Annotated in this window: 16 protein-coding genes and 1 tRNA gene; 11 read left to right on the top strand and 6 right to left on the bottom strand. The window is 38.8% G+C overall.

From position 1 onward, the window contains the following. Positions 1–232: 232 nt before the first annotated feature. Both HEQ28_RS12900 and HEQ28_RS12895 read right to left on the bottom strand, forming a co-directional pair. Positions 233–1,456, bottom strand: a complete 1,224-nt coding sequence (locus tag HEQ28_RS12900) for an IS4 family transposase (RefSeq protein ID WP_434501766.1) — start codon at positions 1,454–1,456, stop codon at positions 233–235. Between the two features lie 259 nt (positions 1,457–1,715). Further along, positions 1,716–1,789 (bottom strand) — tRNA-Met (locus HEQ28_RS12895). 287 nt (positions 1,790–2,076) lie between these two features. On the opposite strand from HEQ28_RS12895, the gene HEQ28_RS12890 reads away from it, so the two are divergent. From HEQ28_RS12890 to HEQ28_RS12850, 9 genes are all read left to right on the top strand, one after another. Next, the gene (locus HEQ28_RS12890) at positions 2,077–3,984 is read left to right on the top strand and encodes an LptF/LptG family permease (protein WP_434503051.1); all 1,908 of its coding nucleotides are present in this window, start codon (positions 2,077–2,079) and stop codon (positions 3,982–3,984) included. Between the two features lie 65 nt (positions 3,985–4,049). Next, on the top strand, positions 4,050–5,261 hold the full coding sequence (locus tag HEQ28_RS12885) for a bifunctional 3,4-dihydroxy-2-butanone-4-phosphate synthase/GTP cyclohydrolase II (RefSeq protein WP_434503049.1): 1,212 nt from the start codon (positions 4,050–4,052) through the stop codon (positions 5,259–5,261). 274 nt (positions 5,262–5,535) lie between these two features. After that, complete coding sequence (locus HEQ28_RS12880; protein ID WP_434503047.1) at positions 5,536–6,729, top strand: pyridoxal phosphate-dependent aminotransferase; 1,194 nt, start codon at positions 5,536–5,538, stop codon at positions 6,727–6,729. A 214-nt stretch (positions 6,730–6,943) separates the two neighbouring features. Then, a complete protein-coding gene (locus tag HEQ28_RS12875; protein WP_434503045.1) occupies positions 6,944–7,780 on the top strand; it encodes a MotA/TolQ/ExbB proton channel family protein in 837 nt (278 codons plus the stop codon). Positions 7,781–7,810: 30 nt separating this feature from the next. Beyond that, a complete protein-coding gene (locus HEQ28_RS12870) occupies positions 7,811–8,455 on the top strand; it encodes an ExbD/TolR family protein (protein ID WP_434503043.1) in 645 nt (214 codons plus the stop codon). Next, positions 8,456–9,103: an ExbD/TolR family protein gene (locus HEQ28_RS12865; protein ID WP_434503041.1), complete on the top strand. Its 648-nt coding sequence runs from the start codon at positions 8,456–8,458 to the stop codon at positions 9,101–9,103. A 35-nt stretch (positions 9,104–9,138) separates the two neighbouring features. Continuing rightward, positions 9,139–9,978, top strand: a complete 840-nt coding sequence (locus HEQ28_RS12860; protein ID WP_434503039.1) for an energy transducer TonB — start codon at positions 9,139–9,141, stop codon at positions 9,976–9,978. Continuing rightward, positions 9,979–10,938: a PstS family phosphate ABC transporter substrate-binding protein gene (locus tag HEQ28_RS12855; RefSeq protein ID WP_434503036.1), complete on the top strand. Its 960-nt coding sequence runs from the start codon at positions 9,979–9,981 to the stop codon at positions 10,936–10,938. 77 nt (positions 10,939–11,015) lie between these two features. Beyond that, positions 11,016–12,446 carry a tetratricopeptide repeat protein gene (locus tag HEQ28_RS12850; RefSeq protein ID WP_434503034.1) on the top strand — a complete coding sequence of 477 codons (1,431 nt, stop codon included), beginning with the start codon at positions 11,016–11,018 and terminating at the stop codon, positions 12,444–12,446. 178 nt (positions 12,447–12,624) lie between these two features. Here HEQ28_RS12850 and HEQ28_RS12845 read toward each other — a convergent pair whose 3' ends face one another. Further along, positions 12,625–12,795, bottom strand: coding sequence for a DUF362 domain-containing protein (locus HEQ28_RS12845; protein WP_018464828.1), 171 nt, complete (start codon positions 12,793–12,795; stop codon positions 12,625–12,627). 191 nt (positions 12,796–12,986) lie between these two features. Here HEQ28_RS12845 and HEQ28_RS12840 point away from each other — a divergent pair, with 191 nt between their 5' ends. Further along, positions 12,987–13,724, top strand: coding sequence for a type IX secretion/gliding motility protein PorT/SprT (locus tag HEQ28_RS12840; RefSeq protein WP_434503032.1), 738 nt, complete (start codon positions 12,987–12,989; stop codon positions 13,722–13,724). Here HEQ28_RS12840 and HEQ28_RS12835 read toward each other — a convergent pair. Next, entirely contained in the window at positions 13,705–14,550 is an 846-nt protein-coding gene (locus HEQ28_RS12835) for a bifunctional metallophosphatase/5'-nucleotidase (protein ID WP_434503030.1), read from the bottom strand. The genes HEQ28_RS12840 and HEQ28_RS12835 overlap by 20 nt on opposite strands. A 25-nt stretch (positions 14,551–14,575) precedes the next feature. After that, positions 14,576–15,340, bottom strand: coding sequence for a 5'-nucleotidase C-terminal domain-containing protein (locus HEQ28_RS12830; RefSeq protein ID WP_434503028.1), 765 nt, complete (start codon positions 15,338–15,340; stop codon positions 14,576–14,578). Positions 15,341–15,543: 203 nt separating this feature from the next. Here HEQ28_RS12830 and rplS point away from each other — a divergent pair, with 203 nt between their 5' ends. Next, the gene (gene rplS / locus HEQ28_RS12825) at positions 15,544–15,903 is read left to right on the top strand and encodes a 50S ribosomal protein L19 (RefSeq protein WP_434503027.1); all 360 of its coding nucleotides are present in this window, start codon (positions 15,544–15,546) and stop codon (positions 15,901–15,903) included. A 59-nt stretch (positions 15,904–15,962) separates the two neighbouring features. Here rplS and HEQ28_RS12820 read toward each other — a convergent pair whose 3' ends face one another. Next, on the bottom strand, positions 15,963–16,244 hold the full coding sequence (locus tag HEQ28_RS12820) for a hypothetical protein (protein WP_434503025.1): 282 nt from the start codon (positions 16,242–16,244) through the stop codon (positions 15,963–15,965). Positions 16,245–16,275 lie beyond the last annotated feature (31 nt).

The raw sequence follows: 16,275 nt of genomic DNA, 5'->3' as shown, positions 1-16,275 counted from the left end.
CTTGTTGGTTACGACCCTCAAACTGCACTATAAAAGGAACTATTGAGGGATGGCTTACGAGCTGCCCCTCTTTTTTGTTTCTATTAAAATTATTATTAGCAAAAAAGATATCAATAAACATTATTTCTCTATTATTGCTGTCCGATAAAACTAAAAATATGATATAGATAGTTCCCGAAGCCCTTTAAAATAAGACTTCGGGATCATTATTTTGTAGAACAAGCCTCCTTAATCAAAAAAGTGATAGTTCTGGCGGACTCTCTGCCTTCTCTTTCAGATATGTTTCCCAATCTTTTTCGGGGTAGTTGAATAAACTATAAAAATCAACATAATACATAAGTGTTATTCTGATCATAGTCGCTAATCCCGAAAAGCTCCAAGAACGAGTCAATCCCTTCTTCATGATCGTTAGAAGCAGATTGGCAATGAGAGTTACCCATATTTGTATCTTTATAGCGTTGGCACTTTCCCCATAGAAATATTTTAATGGAAAGTTTTGCTTTATCTGTTTGAAGAGCAACTCAATTTCCCAGCGTTTCCTATACATGTCAATGATTTCAGTGGGCTCAGATTCCATGTCGTTGGAAAGCAATGGGATAAGTTTTTTCTTTTTTTCATCCACATAAGTTATAATCCGTGAATAATGAATGATATCTTTCTCTTTTAGATGCTTTGTAAAACAGACATGTTGTATTCTCACTTCCATAAGTCCATTAGGCGTTTGATACATAGTATCATTCAATACTCTGTATTTCAAGTTCTTTTTCATCTTCGTAACATAGATTACTCCTTTTTGCGTCATCTCTTCTAGTTTTTCGTAGTCAATGTAAGCCCGATCCATTGCCATGATATCGCCTTTATGCAATACCGCAGGTCTGAGCATAAATGAGTCATTGGTGGCTGCAGAGGTAAACTTTATATCAGAAGGAACTCCTTCATTTGCATAGATTACTGTGTGAACCTTAATACCGCCTTTCTTCTTGCCTGTTTTAGGATGACGTCCAACACCTTTAAAGAGTAGGTTCGAAAATAGAGAGATGGTTGTGGAGTCTATTATTTGCAGCTGTTTCATCCATTTAGGTTCCTTACCACTTCGGCTGTCCGATGAAAGACGAGTGTGATAAGTAGCATACAAATCACGGTATATAGCCTCAAATACTGCATCTGGACGCCTCTTGTTGGCATCTGACAATGTGCTGCGGGATGTCATCATGTTAATACCTAGGTGACAGAGTTTACGCGCTTCAGCTTGCAGTGAGGTACTTATCTCGCGAAGAGAATCAAAACGCATAATTACGGCATAGAGCATTACAACCAGATGAGTCCAGCTGTCGAAGCGCTTAATATAACGTTCTCCACCATTTTCACGACTGATTTCAATAATTTTAGACTTATCAAGTAATTTTATTACCTGACTATAGAGCGGCTGTCCGATAAAATGTGTACTTTTGCCCATGTGTTAGATTTATTTTGTGGTAAAGACAAAGATAACACATTTTAGGCTGAACTCAGAAATGAATTCAGCCTTTTTTGTTATTACTCAAAAAGTTTTATCGGACAGCAATATTTCTCTATATACATTGTTACCGAAGAAAATTTCGGATTGCTTATTGTTAGGCAATTAGAGTATCATGGAATTCACAAAGTCTCAATATATTCACACCGTTTTTAAGATACAAAAAAAAGAGTCACGAAAATATTCGTGACTCTCTTTGTAGCGGGGGTGGGACCCGAACCCACGACCTCCGGATTATGAATCCGACGCTCTAACCAGCTGAGCTATCCCGCCATCACAACAAGCATTACTGCTGTTTGCGGGTGCAAAGGTAATACAAAGTTTTTAATTACCAAAATTTATTTGGAAATTATTTTTAGACGAATGAAAAAATTGTTTGGCACCGATGTTTCGGAAAAAATCTAATTGCTCAATTAATCAAGTTATCTCATTGTTATTCGAATTTAGATAGTAACGGATGTTATTTGATAAAAAAGATGAAAAATGGGAGATTTCTAATATTTTTATACTAATTTTGCAAACTAAATTACGCGCACGTGCGTGAATATTACATAGTACAGATGTTTCGAATAAAGAAATTAGACATATTTATCTCAAAGCAATTCGGTGTGCTTTTCATAGGAACATTCTTCATTTGCCAATTCGTGCTTATGATGCAGTTTCTTTGGAGATATATAGACGAACTTATCGGTAAAGGCCTATCAATGGAGATACTGGCACAGTTCTTCTGGTATATGGGACTGATGCTTGTTCCACAAGCTATGCCACTAGCCATACTGCTGTCTTCATTAATTACTTTCGGTAACTTAGGTGAAAGCAGTGAGCTAACAGCAATAAAAGCAGCAGGAATATCACTGATACAATCATTCAGATCACTTATCGTTATTACCATTGTTATCAGCGGTATATCTTTCTATTTTCAAAATAACATAGGACCTACTGCTAATATGAAAATAGGACAGTTGCTTATGTCTATGAAGCAGAAAAGTCCTGAACTTGAAATTCCAGAAGGTGTATTCTATGACGGAATACCTAACAGCAACTTGTATGTTCAGAAAAAAGACATCAAGACGGGTATGCTATATGGCGTGATGATATACCGAATGACAGGTAGCTACGAAGATCAAGCGATAATCCTTGCCGACTCAGCTATGCTACAAGCTACTGCTGAGAAAAAACACTTGCTATTGCACTTGTGGAGTGGCGAATGGTTTGAGAATATGCAAACAGAAGCGTTCGGCAACAGTGCGGCTGTGCCATACCGCAGGGAAACGTTCACGGCAAAAAAGATTGTACTTGATTTTGACGGCGACTTTAATATGGCTGACGCAACCAGTTTATCAAACGACGCAAGGGGAAAAAGCCTCAAGAAGATATTTCATGACATAGACTCGCTCAACATAGCTTATGACAGCATAGGACATGTTTATTATAAGGACGAGAAAATGGGTATGTATTTTACGCCGAAGATCAACAAGCGTGACTCCTTAGCCGCTATCAAGGCAGGCATGGCAAACAACTTTAATATAGACTCTACATACAGTCATCTGCCGGCAAGCCAAAAGAGCCAAGTTGTGAACGACGCTTTATCAAGAACACAAGCTGCCGTGAGCGACCTTGACTTCAAGAGTATGATAACAAAAGACGGCGACAAGATCATTCATGACCACGAGATTGAGGCTATCAATAAGTTTACAGTAGCATTATCCTGTCTGATATTCTTCTTCATCGGTGCCCCGCTGGGAGCTATCATAAGGAAAGGAGGACTGGGAATACCGGTTATCATATCGGTACTTGTTTTTATCGTGTATTATATTCTTGACAACTCAGGATACAGAATGGCGCGCGGTGGCATGTGGTCTGTATGGTTTGGAAAGGGACTTGCTACGGCTGTGCTAATGCCAATAGCTGTATTCGTGACATACAAGGCAAACAAAGATTCTGTGGTGTTCAATCTCGACTTGTATAAAGAGATCATAAGAAAGATTTTGGGACTTAGAATAAAACGTCACGTATTTGCGAAGGAAGTTGTGATTGAAGACCCGAAATACACCAACGACGCAATACGCCTTGGAACGATAAGCAACGATGTTGGTAATTACTCAAAGGCACAAAAACTTATAGGCATGCCTAATCCTATAAACGTATTCTTCAGGTATCATCCTGATCACGAGATAAAAAGGATTAGCGAGGATTTGGAAGACGTGATAAACGACTTATCAAACACAAGAGACAACTACATACTGAGTGAATTGAATAACTATCCGGTAGTTTCTGTGAAAGCTCACACGCGTCCGTTCGAGCGTAAATGGATGAACATCGCTTCAGCGGTGATACTACCACTAGGTTTATTCTTCTACTTCAGAATGTTTGGATTCAGAATGAGACTGTTGCGTGATCTGAAAACGATAAAACAGACCAACGATAACATCACAAGAAGAATATCGGATATGCAAACAATAAAATAATTAGATTATATATATAAAAATAGGTATATTAAAATTGAAAGACCTATCATTAAAACAAGATAACTATGGGAGAGTTCAAATTAAGCAGCATCGAAGATGCCATAAAAGATTTTAAAGAAGGAAAGTTTGTCATTGTTGTTGACGACGAGGACCGCGAGAATGAAGGAGACTTGATTATCGCAGCAGAGAAGATTACAGCAGAGAAGATTAACTTCATGCTAAAGAACGCCCGTGGCGTACTTTGTGCACCAATAACTCTGTCAAGAGCCGACGAACTGGACCTGCCTCATCAGGTAACAGAAAATACATCAATGTTAGGTACACCTTTTACAATTACAGTAGACAAATTGGAAGGATGCACTACAGGAGTTTCAGCTCATGACCGTGCAGAAACAATATTGGCTCTTGCCGACCCCACTTCTACTCCAGAGACATTCGGTCGTCCAGGACATATCAATCCACTATATGCACAGGAAAACGGAGTGCTACGCAGAAGCGGACACACAGAAGCCGCTGTTGACTTGTGCAAGATTTCAGGATTGTACCCAGCAGGCGCACTGATGGAAATAATGAGTGAAGACGGAACGATGGCACGTATGCCTGAGCTTAAAGAAAGAGCACAGGAATGGGGTCTGAAAATCATATCAATCAAAGACCTTATTGAATATAGACTGAAAACAGAATCAACAATAGAAGTTGGCGACGAGGTTGATCTACCAACAGAATTCGGACATTTCCACCTTATTCCTTTCCGCCAAACAAGCAACGGATTGGAGCACATGGCTATTATAAAAGGTGAATGGAAAGAAGGCGAACCTGTCTTGGTAAGAGTACATTCATCATGCGCAACAGGTGACATCCTTGGCAGCCAACGCTGTGACTGCGGAGAGCAACTTCACAAGTCTATGGAGATGATCGAAAAAGAAGGTAAAGGCGTTGTGATATATATGCAGCAAGAAGGTCGTGGTATAGGATTAATGAATAAGATTGCAGCATACAAACTGCAAGAGCAAGGCTACGATACTGTCGACGCAAATATACACTTGGGATTCAAACCAGATGAAAGAGACTATGGCTGTGGCGCTCAAATGTTGAGACATCTTGGAGTACACAAAATGAAACTTATGACAAACAATCCAAAAAAGCGAGTTGGACTTGAAGCTTATGGATTGGAAATCGTAGAGAATGTTCCAATAGAGATAGAGCCAAACAAATATGATGAGAGGTATTTGAAAACTAAACGTGACAGAATGGGACATATTTTGCATTTAAAATAACATTTGTTGTTGAATAAGTAATAAATAACGTAAATTATGTCACCTTTTCTTCGTCGAAAAGAATAAAATGCGTACTTTTGCATAACGTAGGCGGCGTCAAGGCATAACATTCAAGTAAACTTGATGATTCTGTACTTAACTTGCACTACCTTTGCATAAAGTAGGCTACGTCAAGGCATAGCATTCAAGTAAACTTGATGATTCTGCACTTAACTTGCACTACCTTTTAAATAAAGTATATATTTAAAACAAATAACCAGAAGGAAGAATTATTATGGGACAGTTATCAGACCGTTTAAATCGTCTTGCGCCATCAGCAACACTTGCTATGTCGCAGAAAAGTAATGAAATGAAAGCTCAGGGTATCGACGTCATTAACATGAGTGTCGGTGAACCTGATTTCAACACGCCGGACCACATAAAGGCAGCGGCAAAAAAAGCAATTGACGACAACTATTCAAGGTACTCACCAGTACCAGGCTACCCAGACTTGCGCAAAGCAATAGCAGCCAAACTGAAGAATGAGAACGGACTAGACTATACTATTAATGAAATTCTGGTAAGCAACGGTGCAAAACAGAGTGTATGCAACACCTTGATGGCATTAGTAAACGATGGAGACGAAGTTATTATACCTACTCCATATTGGGTAAGCTATCCACAGATGGTGAAACTAGCAGGTGGAAATCCAGTATTTGTGAATGCAGGATTTGAGCAGAACTTCAAGATGACTCCAGAACAGCTTGAGGCAGCTATAACACCTAAGACAAAAATGCTTATCCTCTGTTCACCAAGTAACCCTACAGGTAGTGTTTACTCACAGGAAGAACTTGCTAGTCTAGCAGAAGTAATCAAGAAGCATGATGGTATGTATTTACTGGCTGACGAGATTTACGAACACATCAACTATATAGGCAAGCACGCGAGCATAGCTACGGTTGAAGGAATGAAAGAACGTTCTATCATCGTAAATGGTGTATCAAAAGCTTATGCGATGACAGGATGGAGAATCGGTTATATAGCTGCTCCTGAGTGGATCGTAAAAGGGTGCAACAAGTTGCAGGGACAATACACAAGTGGACCATGCTCAGTAAGTCAGAAAGCTGCAGAAGCCGCATATACACTAGAGCAAGGTTGCGTAGAGGATATGCGCCAAGCATTTGAACGCCGTCGTAACCTCATCGTAGAACTAGCTAAAAACATTCCAGGACTGGAAGTTAACGTACCAGAAGGTGCATTCTACATATTCCCTAAATGCAGCAGTTTCTTTGGCAAGAGCAATGGCGAAAAGACAATCAACAACTCAACCGATTTTGCCCTCTACCTACTGGAAGAAGCTCATGTCGCAACAGTTGGAGGTGATGCCTTCGGGGATAAAGAATGTTTTAGAATGAGTTATGCAACAAGTGACGAGAACATTAAAGAAGCAATGCGCAGAATCAAGGAAATTTTAGCAAAGTTAAAATAGCAAGAACGAAACAAAAAAGAAAAATTGATAACGATATGATTAAAATTAAAGCAATCTATCGTTAAAACTTCTTAATTAAGTTCGTAGTTATTCATAAATTGCTATCTTTGCCAAACAAAAAAAGTACGAGGACCGCAAGGCATCTTTTGACAATAACATTAAATCGAAATAAACATTAATATTATTAATAACTAAAAATTAAAAATTTTAAATTATGGCAACTACACAAAAAACAGCCAGCCCTAAGAAATCAGAGGGCTTTCAGGGAGTAAGAGGCGCATTCTGGATCATCGTCGTTTGCGGAATCATCGCTTTTACATTGTTCAACCTTTGGTTTGGTAACCCAATGCACTTCCAGGATGGAGCAGCAAAGACTACACCAGCTGACGTTTGGGGTACAATCTTTAAGGGTGGTGTTATCGTACCAGTTATCCACACTCTTCTTCTTTCTGTATTGGCTATGTCAATTGAGCGTACACTTGCACTTAAGACAGCTTTCGGTAAGGGTTCACTTCCTAAGTTTGTTGCAAACATCAAGGCAGCTCTTTACGCTAACGATTTTGCAAAAGCACAGCAGCTTTGTGACAAGCAGAAGGGTTCTGTAGCAAATGTTGTTTCAGCTTCTCTTAACGCTTACAAGGAAATGGAGTCAGGTGCTAATGCAACTCTTAAGAAGTCACAGAAGGTTTCTAAGATTCAGCAGGCTCACGAGGAAGCAACTCAGCTTGAGATGCCAACTCTTACAATGAACCTTCCAATCGTAGCTACTATCGTAACTCTTGGTACACTTACAGGTCTTCTTGGTACTGTTGTTGGTATGATCCGTTCATTCTCTGCTTTGTCAGCAGGTGGTGGCGCTGACTCAGCTGCACTTTCTGCAGGTATTTCTGAGGCTTTGATCAATACTGCTTTCGGTATCGGTACATCATGGTGTGCTGTTGTATCTTACAACTATTTCACAAACAAGGTTGACAAGCTAACATACGCTCTAGACGAAGTAGGTTACTCAATTGCACAGACATACGAAGCTAACCATACAGAAGAAGCTTAATTTTTGCTAACCCTTTAAAAATTTATCGCTATGGGTAAAGTAAAAATTAAGAAAAGTGACGTTTGGATCGATATGACGCCTATGTCAGACGTTATGACCCTTCTGCTTACCTTCTTTATGCTGACATCTACATTCGTAAAGAATGAGCCAGTGAAGGTGAACACTCCAGGGTCTGTGTCTGAGATAAAGGTGCCTGAGAACGGCGTCCTGACCATCTTGGTAAGTCCAGAAAAGGACAAAGCCGGTAAGCCAACAGGCGAAGGTCAGGTATTTATGAGTATAGATAACACCGACCTGTTAGGTCAGACCCTAGATGCGATGACTGGCAAGTTTGGTGTGAAACTAAGTGAAAAGCAGTCTAAGACTTTCAAGAACGAATCAACATTTGGTGTTCCAATGAATGAACTAAGCGGTTATTTGGCAATGTCTACACAGGCACGTCAGAAGACTCTTAACACCAAAGGTATTCCATTGGATAGTATCAAAGGTAGCATGAGCGAATTCCAAGAGTGGGTTGATCAGGCTCGTAGAGCAAATGACAACCTCAAAATAGCTCTAAAGGCAGACGCTACAACACCTTATAAGACTGTTAAGAAGGTAATGAATGAGCTCCAGGATATGGACGAAAGTCATTATTATATGATTACACAGCTTAAAAAACAGGGGGACGAATAAATGGCAAAGAAAGAAAGCAAACAAAAAAAGGCTCATGTTCGCGTAGACTTTACGCCTATGGTGGATATGCTCATGCTTCTTATCACGTTCTTCATGCTGTGTACAACATTGAGCAAGCCCCAGACAATGGAGCTGACAATGCCTAGTAATGACAAGAACACTCAAGATAATCAGAAGAATGAGGCTAAGGCTTCAGAGTCAATTATTCTATATGTAACAGCTGATAACAAGATTTTCTATGGTGAGGGTATCCCTCAGTATACAAACCCAGCATGGCTCAAGGAAACAACTTGGGGAAATGATGGTATTCGCAAGATCTTGAGAAATCACTCTACAGCAAATGGAGTAAAACCTGTAACACGTATCGAACTTGCAGTTAAAGAACTTAACGCTGATAAAGCTAAGAACCCAAAGATGTACACAGACAGTATATATCAGAAGAGACTTAGCGAAATCAAGGGTGGTAAGCTCAAAGACGGTAAGATTCCTACTTTGACAATCATCATCAAACCTTCAGACAATGCATCATATAAGAATATGGTGGATGCTCTTGATGAAATGCAGATTCTAAGTATTGGTACTTACGTTATCGATAAGATTAATTCTGACGACGCGAAACTTCTTAAGTTGAAAGGCGTAAGACTCTAATCGATAAGTAACGAAACAATTTAAAAAGAAACAAAATGGCAAAAATAGACTTATACGATCCTAAATGGGTCGATATGGTGTTCGACGGAAAGAACAAAACTTATGGAGCTTACCAGCTTCGTAAGGGTACTTCTGGACGAAACATCAAATCTCTTATAATCTTAGTCATTGCTGCAGCTCTAGTAGGAGGTTTTCTTGCATGGAAAGTCATTGAACAAAAACAGGCTGAACAGCAAGCAGCTTACATGGAGGCTATGGAACTTTCTAAACTCCAGAAAGATGCTAAGAAAAACGAGAAGAAAGAGGTTATTAAACCTAAAGTTGAACCAAAGAAAGAGATTCCTGTTGCTCGTCAAACTCAGAAGTTTACTGCTCCTGTGATTAAGAAAGATGAACTCGTAAAAGAGGAAAATCAGATCAAGCAGATGGATAAGTTGGACGACAAGGTTGCCGTTGGTACAGAAAACCATGAGGGAACTAAGGATCGTAACGTAGAGGCTGTGCGCAACGATATCGCTGTAAACACTCCTCCACCAGCTCCAAAGGAAGAAGTTACCAACAAGGTATTCGACGTTGTAGAAGTTATGCCTTCATTCCCAGGAGGACAAGGCGCACTTCTGAGCTATCTTAGCTCACACGTTAAGTACCCAGTAGTTGCTCAGGAAAATGGTGTTCAAGGTCGTGTAACCGTTTCATTCGTTGTTGAGCGCGATGGTTCTATTACAGATGTACATGTTGTACGCTCTGTTGACCCATCACTTGACCGTGAAGCAGCTCGCGTCGTAAGCAGCATGCCTAACTGGCAACCAGGTAAGCAGAATGGTTCTGCTGTTCGTGTTAAATTTAATGTACCTGTGCAATTTAAATTGCAGTAAATGAATAAGAACATATCTTATATATTTATAGGACTAACCCTATCTTTAGGCGTATTCTCATCTTGTAATGAGAATAAACCTAAAGGTAGTAGAACTGATACACCGACGTCAGGGGCGATTCAATTCGTCTCTGACGAAAGTTTTAGTCCAATCATTGAGGAAGAAAGACAGCAGTTTGAGTTTGAATACCCAAAAGCGCATCTTAAACCTCTGTATACAGACGAGCTAACCGGTCTGAAGATGATTCGAGACCTAAAGACTTGCCTGTTAATCACTTCACGTGGTTTGAAACCAAGTGAAATAGCCTACATCAAGACTAAAAACATTATACCTTCTGTGTTTCCTATCGGCTACGACGGACTTGCACTTATCGTAAACAAGAACAATAACGATACTTGCATGACTGTGAACGACGTAAAGAAAGTATTAAGCGGAAAGGTAAAGAACTGGAATCAAATATATCCAGGATCAAAGAGAGGTGGCATACAGGTTGTGTTTGACAACAAGAGTTCAGCAACATTACATTATGTAGTAGACTCTATACTTGACGGCAAACCAATCATAAGTGACAACATCGTTGCAGCAAACAGCAGCAAGGAAGTTATCAACTTCGTAAGCAAAAATCCTAACGCCATTGGTGTTATTGGTTCAAACTGGCTTAATGACAAGCGAGATACCACAAACACTACATTTAAGAAGAATATCCATGTAATGTCTGTATCCATAAAGGACAAGGCTACACCAATGAACAGTTGGAAGCCATATCAGGCATACCTGCTAGATGGAAGATATCCATTCGCAAGAACTATATACGCTATAGTCGTAGACCCAAGCAAAGCATTGCCTTGGAGTTTCGCCAACTATATATCAAGTCCAACAGGACAACTTATTATCTTCAAATCAGGCTTACTGCCCTATAGAGGTGACATAAGCATAAGAACTGTAAAAGTAAAGAATTAAACATTTAAGATTTAAACTTTTCATCCATTTTATCGTCATAGATGAAAACAATAAATGTTACATAACTAAACAAGATTATGAAAAAGATTAAATACCTTGTAGCTGGTTTGCTGATGATGGGATTGTCAGTACCAGGAATGGCACAGAACGCAAATTACAGTGATTTACTGAAGCCAATAGAGCAGACACTAAAGTCTAACCCAAACCTTGACGCTAAAGGACTAAAGGATTTGACTAAAGAGTATCAAAAAGCATTCAAGAAGGATCCAAAAGCTCTTGTGGCACTTGGTAATACCTTGTTGATGAGTAAGAAATACGACGATGCCTCAGCTATCGGTAACATGGTTATTGAAAAGTACAAGGATTGTGGTGATGCATACGTTCTTCTTGGTGATATCGCAGCAATGAAAGATGACGGTGGTGATGCAGCTATGTGGTATCAGCAAAGTATGACTATGGATCCTAAAAATCCTAATGGTTACATGCGTTATGCAAATGTTTACAGAAAGCGTAGCCCGGAAGAGAGCGAAAGAGCTTTAAACCTTTTGAAGCAAGTTCGCCCAGACTACCCTATCGAGGCTGAAGCTGGAAACAACTTCTATCTTGGTGGAAACTATGCTAAGGCATACGAATATTTCGCAAAGACACAGAAAGAAAATCTAGACCAGTATTATCTTGTAGCTTATGCTGTATCAGCATACATGAACAATAAGAAAGATGAAAGTCTTGAAATAGCTAAATTCGGTGCACAGAAGTTTGCTCAAAACATTACTTTTGAACGTGTAGCATTGTGGAGTGCCGTAGACATTCAGAAATTTGACGATGCAATCACTTATGCTAACAAGATTGTCACTACAGACTCTGTTGAAAAGAGTGCCCGTGACTATATTTATTATGGTTTAGCACTGAAGGGAAATAAGCAGTACCAACAGGCTATCGACCAATACAACAAAGCATTTGAAATGGAGAAGAACAACTTCAAACCATATCAATACATTGCTGATGCTTATGCAGAGATGGGTCAGGAAGACAAAGCTTTAGAATACAGCGAGAAATACATGGCAAACAATCAGGATGCAACACCATCAGATTATGCTAAACTCGCTAACATATACATACAGAAGGCTGCAAAGGGAGATGCTAACAAACAGGCTAACCTAGACAAAGCTTACAGTATATATGATCAGATGGCAGTTAAGTGGCCTACAATCGCAGCATGGGTAAACAACATGGCTGGTATGCAAGCTTCTAAGGCTGGTCAAGATGAAAAGAGCGTTGAATACTTCAACAAGGTTGTTGATATGCTTGGTAACAAGGAAAACCGCGAAGAAGATGATACAAACACATTGAAGTCTGCATTAGCAAACCTTGGTTACTATTATTGGATCACTAAGCAGAATCTTGATGCAGCAAAGCCTATCTATGAACAGTTGATAAAGCTTGATCCAAATGACAAGAATGCTCGTGCAGCTCTTGGATTGGATAAGCCAGAAGATGTTAAAAAATAATTTTTTAATAATAACTACACTAAACAGAACAGGCGAGAGAGCGCAAGCTATCTTGTCTGTTTTTTTGTTAATATGAATATGAGTGATTAACCCACGAAGCTTACTAAAAAAGGACTCTAACTTATGGGCACAAAAAAAGCGACACTTTCGTGTCGCTTATATTTTTTGCAGTTATTCCTTACTCAGGAAGGCTGATTGCCTCGTTAGGACAAACATCAGCACATGTACCACACTCTGTACACATATCAGGATCAATAGAATACTTTTCACCTTCAGAGATTGCTCCAGATGGGCACTCATCAATACATGTACCACAAGCGATACAGTCATCACTAATTACGTAAGCCATAATAAATTTAAATTATAATATTAATAATGTTTTTGTAATATGTACCCCTGGCTTTTAGCCAAAAAAGTACGTTGCAAAGATACATATTAAAATCGAAATACCTACTTTTAGGTACGGTTTTTTAAATTATTTATACTTTATCTCAATAAAGAACTATACAATAAGAAATGCAATAATACGTTTATATGATAATGAATATAAAAGCATTTATAATAGCAAGTATTGCCATAAGCAGCAGTATACTGGCAAACAGTCAGGAAAGAACTGTACAAAACCGCCCATACACGGATTTGCGCCCATTTCATCTAGGCATCTCCATAGGTACACATGTGCAAGACTTAGAACTTATGAATGTTGGACCACAAACGATTACTAACGAAGACGGAACTGTTACAAAACAACTCATAACAACTGATCAAAGCAGATGGGACATGGGGTTCAATGTTGGTGTATATGGTGAATTCAGAATAAATGAATTTCTGCAATTACGCGTAGCACCTACTATGTTTTTCGGTTCACGACATATTGTATTTCACAATAGCAGCACAGAAACTGTGACTGAAGAACAACAAGACATGAAGACAGTATATATCTGTGCACCAGTAGACCTGATATTTGCAGCACCACGCTTCAATAATCACCGTCCGTATATTCTTGGAGGAATTACACCAGCCATAAACCTGAGCGGAAAAGATAAAGACTATATCAAATTAAAAAGATACGATACATTTGCCGAAATAGGAGTAGGATGTGATTTCTATCTTCCTTTTTTTAAAGTCAGACCTGAACTTAAATTCATGTATAGTCTATTAAACAGCCTGGATAAAGATCATATAAAAAGCATGGAAGATAAGAGTATGCTTCCTTATTCGAATTCGATTAACGAAGCACACTCTAAGATGATAGTACTTACTTTTTACTTTGAGTAAGATCTAATATCATTTTGCCGACATAAATAGCATTCTTACCATTTTGGTCAACGGGAATATTCTTTCCATCAAGATTCTTAATATAACGAAGAGTCTTAAAATATGTGTGAGAATGTCCACCAAGAACAAGATCTATATTTCGAGATCCGGCAATCATCATCTGGTCACCCATACCATTTTCTTCCCAACCAAGGTGAGAAATACATATAACCAAATCACACTTTTTGTCATTCTTGAGCATAGTTGCCATATCGTTTGCAACAGCTATAGGGTCCAAGTATTTTATAATTCCATAATTAGCCTTTGATACTAGACCATCCAACTTTGGATCAAGTGCAAACACACCAATCTTAACGCCATTCCTTTTTATTATTGTGTATTTCTTTACAACCTCATCAAGTGGAGTTCCTTTAAGATCGTAATTAGAACACAATATCGGGAAATTAGCCATTTTGAATATACGAGCCATATTCTGCATACCGTAGTCAAACTCATGATTTCCAATTGTTCCGGCATCATAATGCATTCTATTCATCAATCCAATCTCGACATCACCCTTGAAAAGTGTATAGAATGGTGAACCCTGAGAAAAATCACCGCTATCAAAAAGAAGCAAATTCTTATCCTTAGCCCTTTCCTGCTCTATCATTGAAATACGACGTATAAATCCAGCACGTCCAGCAAGCAATGTGTCAGCTAAAGTTGTCTTTAAAGGGAGCACACAACTATGAGTATCATTCGTATGCAATATCGTCAGATGCTTTTGTGCAAAACCAACGGAAGCAATGCAGCATAAAATGGAAATAAAAAGATATCTAAATTTCATATAATTCATTTTTATCAATCAAACACTATTTTACAATAACTCTGCCCTCGACTTTAGAATCGACAGCAATACCATGAGCCATCTTATCACGGAAATAATTCATAATTATAAATCTCACATTATTATCATTTCCCTTTGGAGAGACAACAGCTGTTCCTGACTTGAAAGCATCAAGACCATCATTGCCTTGAGCAAGATAATCAAGAGTAGCAACACGATAAGATTGATTATCATCTACTGGTTTGCCATTAATAGTAGCCTCAAGCAATTGACCATCTTTTGTAATAACCAAATTTACACCGTGGCTTAAGCCTTCTCCACCCAACTTAGCTACATCGCTAAAAAGTTCTCGAACTTTAGAACCTGTAAGAGACAAGAAACAAATCTTATTCTCAAAAGGGGCAACATCAACAACATCGCCATAAGTAACAGTGCCCTTTGCAAAAGCAGCTCTTATACCACCGACATTGTATAAAGCAAAGTCAACCTTTTCATTAAATCCGTTACCACCCCACAATAAAATATCAGCAAGAAGATTAGATAGCGGACTCTCTGGCTTGTGTGAAGAAAGATATTCTGCCGTTTCACCCACAACAGGACTCATTATGCTATCCACCTTATGTTGGTAAGGAGCAAGAAAAGCCTGAGCCTCCTTATCAGGAGAAACATCATAGCAACTATCAACTAAAATACGACTACGATTAATGTCGGTCAACTCATAGTGTTGCCTACAAGAAGACGCCCCCAACACAGCAGGAACAATAAAAAAAAGTAATGATTTCTTGTACATAAGTTTGTAATTAACTGTTACAAAGGTAGTTATTTTGTATGAGAAAAAGAAGAAATATTGTTAAATTCAGAAAAAACTTCATAGATAGCAACGGTAAGTCTGAGCTTTTTTGTAACTTTGCACAGCTTTTCGGCGAAACCGCTGGCTGCAGAAGTGTTGCATGCTAAGTTGCGTTGGACGATAAACATATTTAATTATAAGAAATGAATTTAATTAAAGTTGCTGAAGAAGCATTTGCAACCGGCAAAGAGTTACCAAAGTTCAACTCTGGTGACACAATCACAGTCGCTTACAAAATTATCGAGGGTTCAAAAGAGCGTATCCAGCTCTACCGTGGTGTTGTAATCAAGATTTCAGGTCATGGTGAGAAAAAACGTTTCACAGTTCGTAAGATGTCAGGAACAATAGGTGTAGAGCGTATCTTCCCTCTTGAGTCACCAAGCATCGATTCAATCGAAGTTAACAAGCGTGGTAAAGTTCGTCGCGCTAAGTTGTACTATCTTCGTAAGCTTACAGGTAAGAAAGCTCGTATTGCAGAGAAGAGAACTGTTAAGGGAGCATAATCCTAAGGATCTTCAGAAAAGAAATAAAAAGAGGTCATGCACAAAGCATAACCTCTTTTTTATTTCTTAGTTTTTGTTTTCTTCTCATCATCCATAAAAGTATCCTTTAAACTTTCCCAATCCTGAAATCCGGCAAACAGTGCCAGTCTATCAAGAGTATCATGAGAAGGTTTTTCGGCACCATAAAGATAATGCCAAATCTTCTTCAACGAAGATGATTTGAGATTGATGTGATGCTGAGAGAAAAAGAGTGACATCTTCTCAAAGTCATTACCAATCTTCGCTTTCTCTACAAGTTTTGTTCCCACTTCCTTAAGCAGGAAACCAATTTTACGTTTCATAACCTAACGAAATAATTTCTAAGTTGCAAAG

The sequence above is a fragment of the Prevotella sp. genome (assembly GCF_051059605.1).
GTDB lineage: Bacteria > Bacteroidota > Bacteroidia > Bacteroidales > Bacteroidaceae > Prevotella.
Note: the sequence above shows the minus strand (reverse complement) of the source record. Positions and strands in the feature narration are given on the sequence as shown.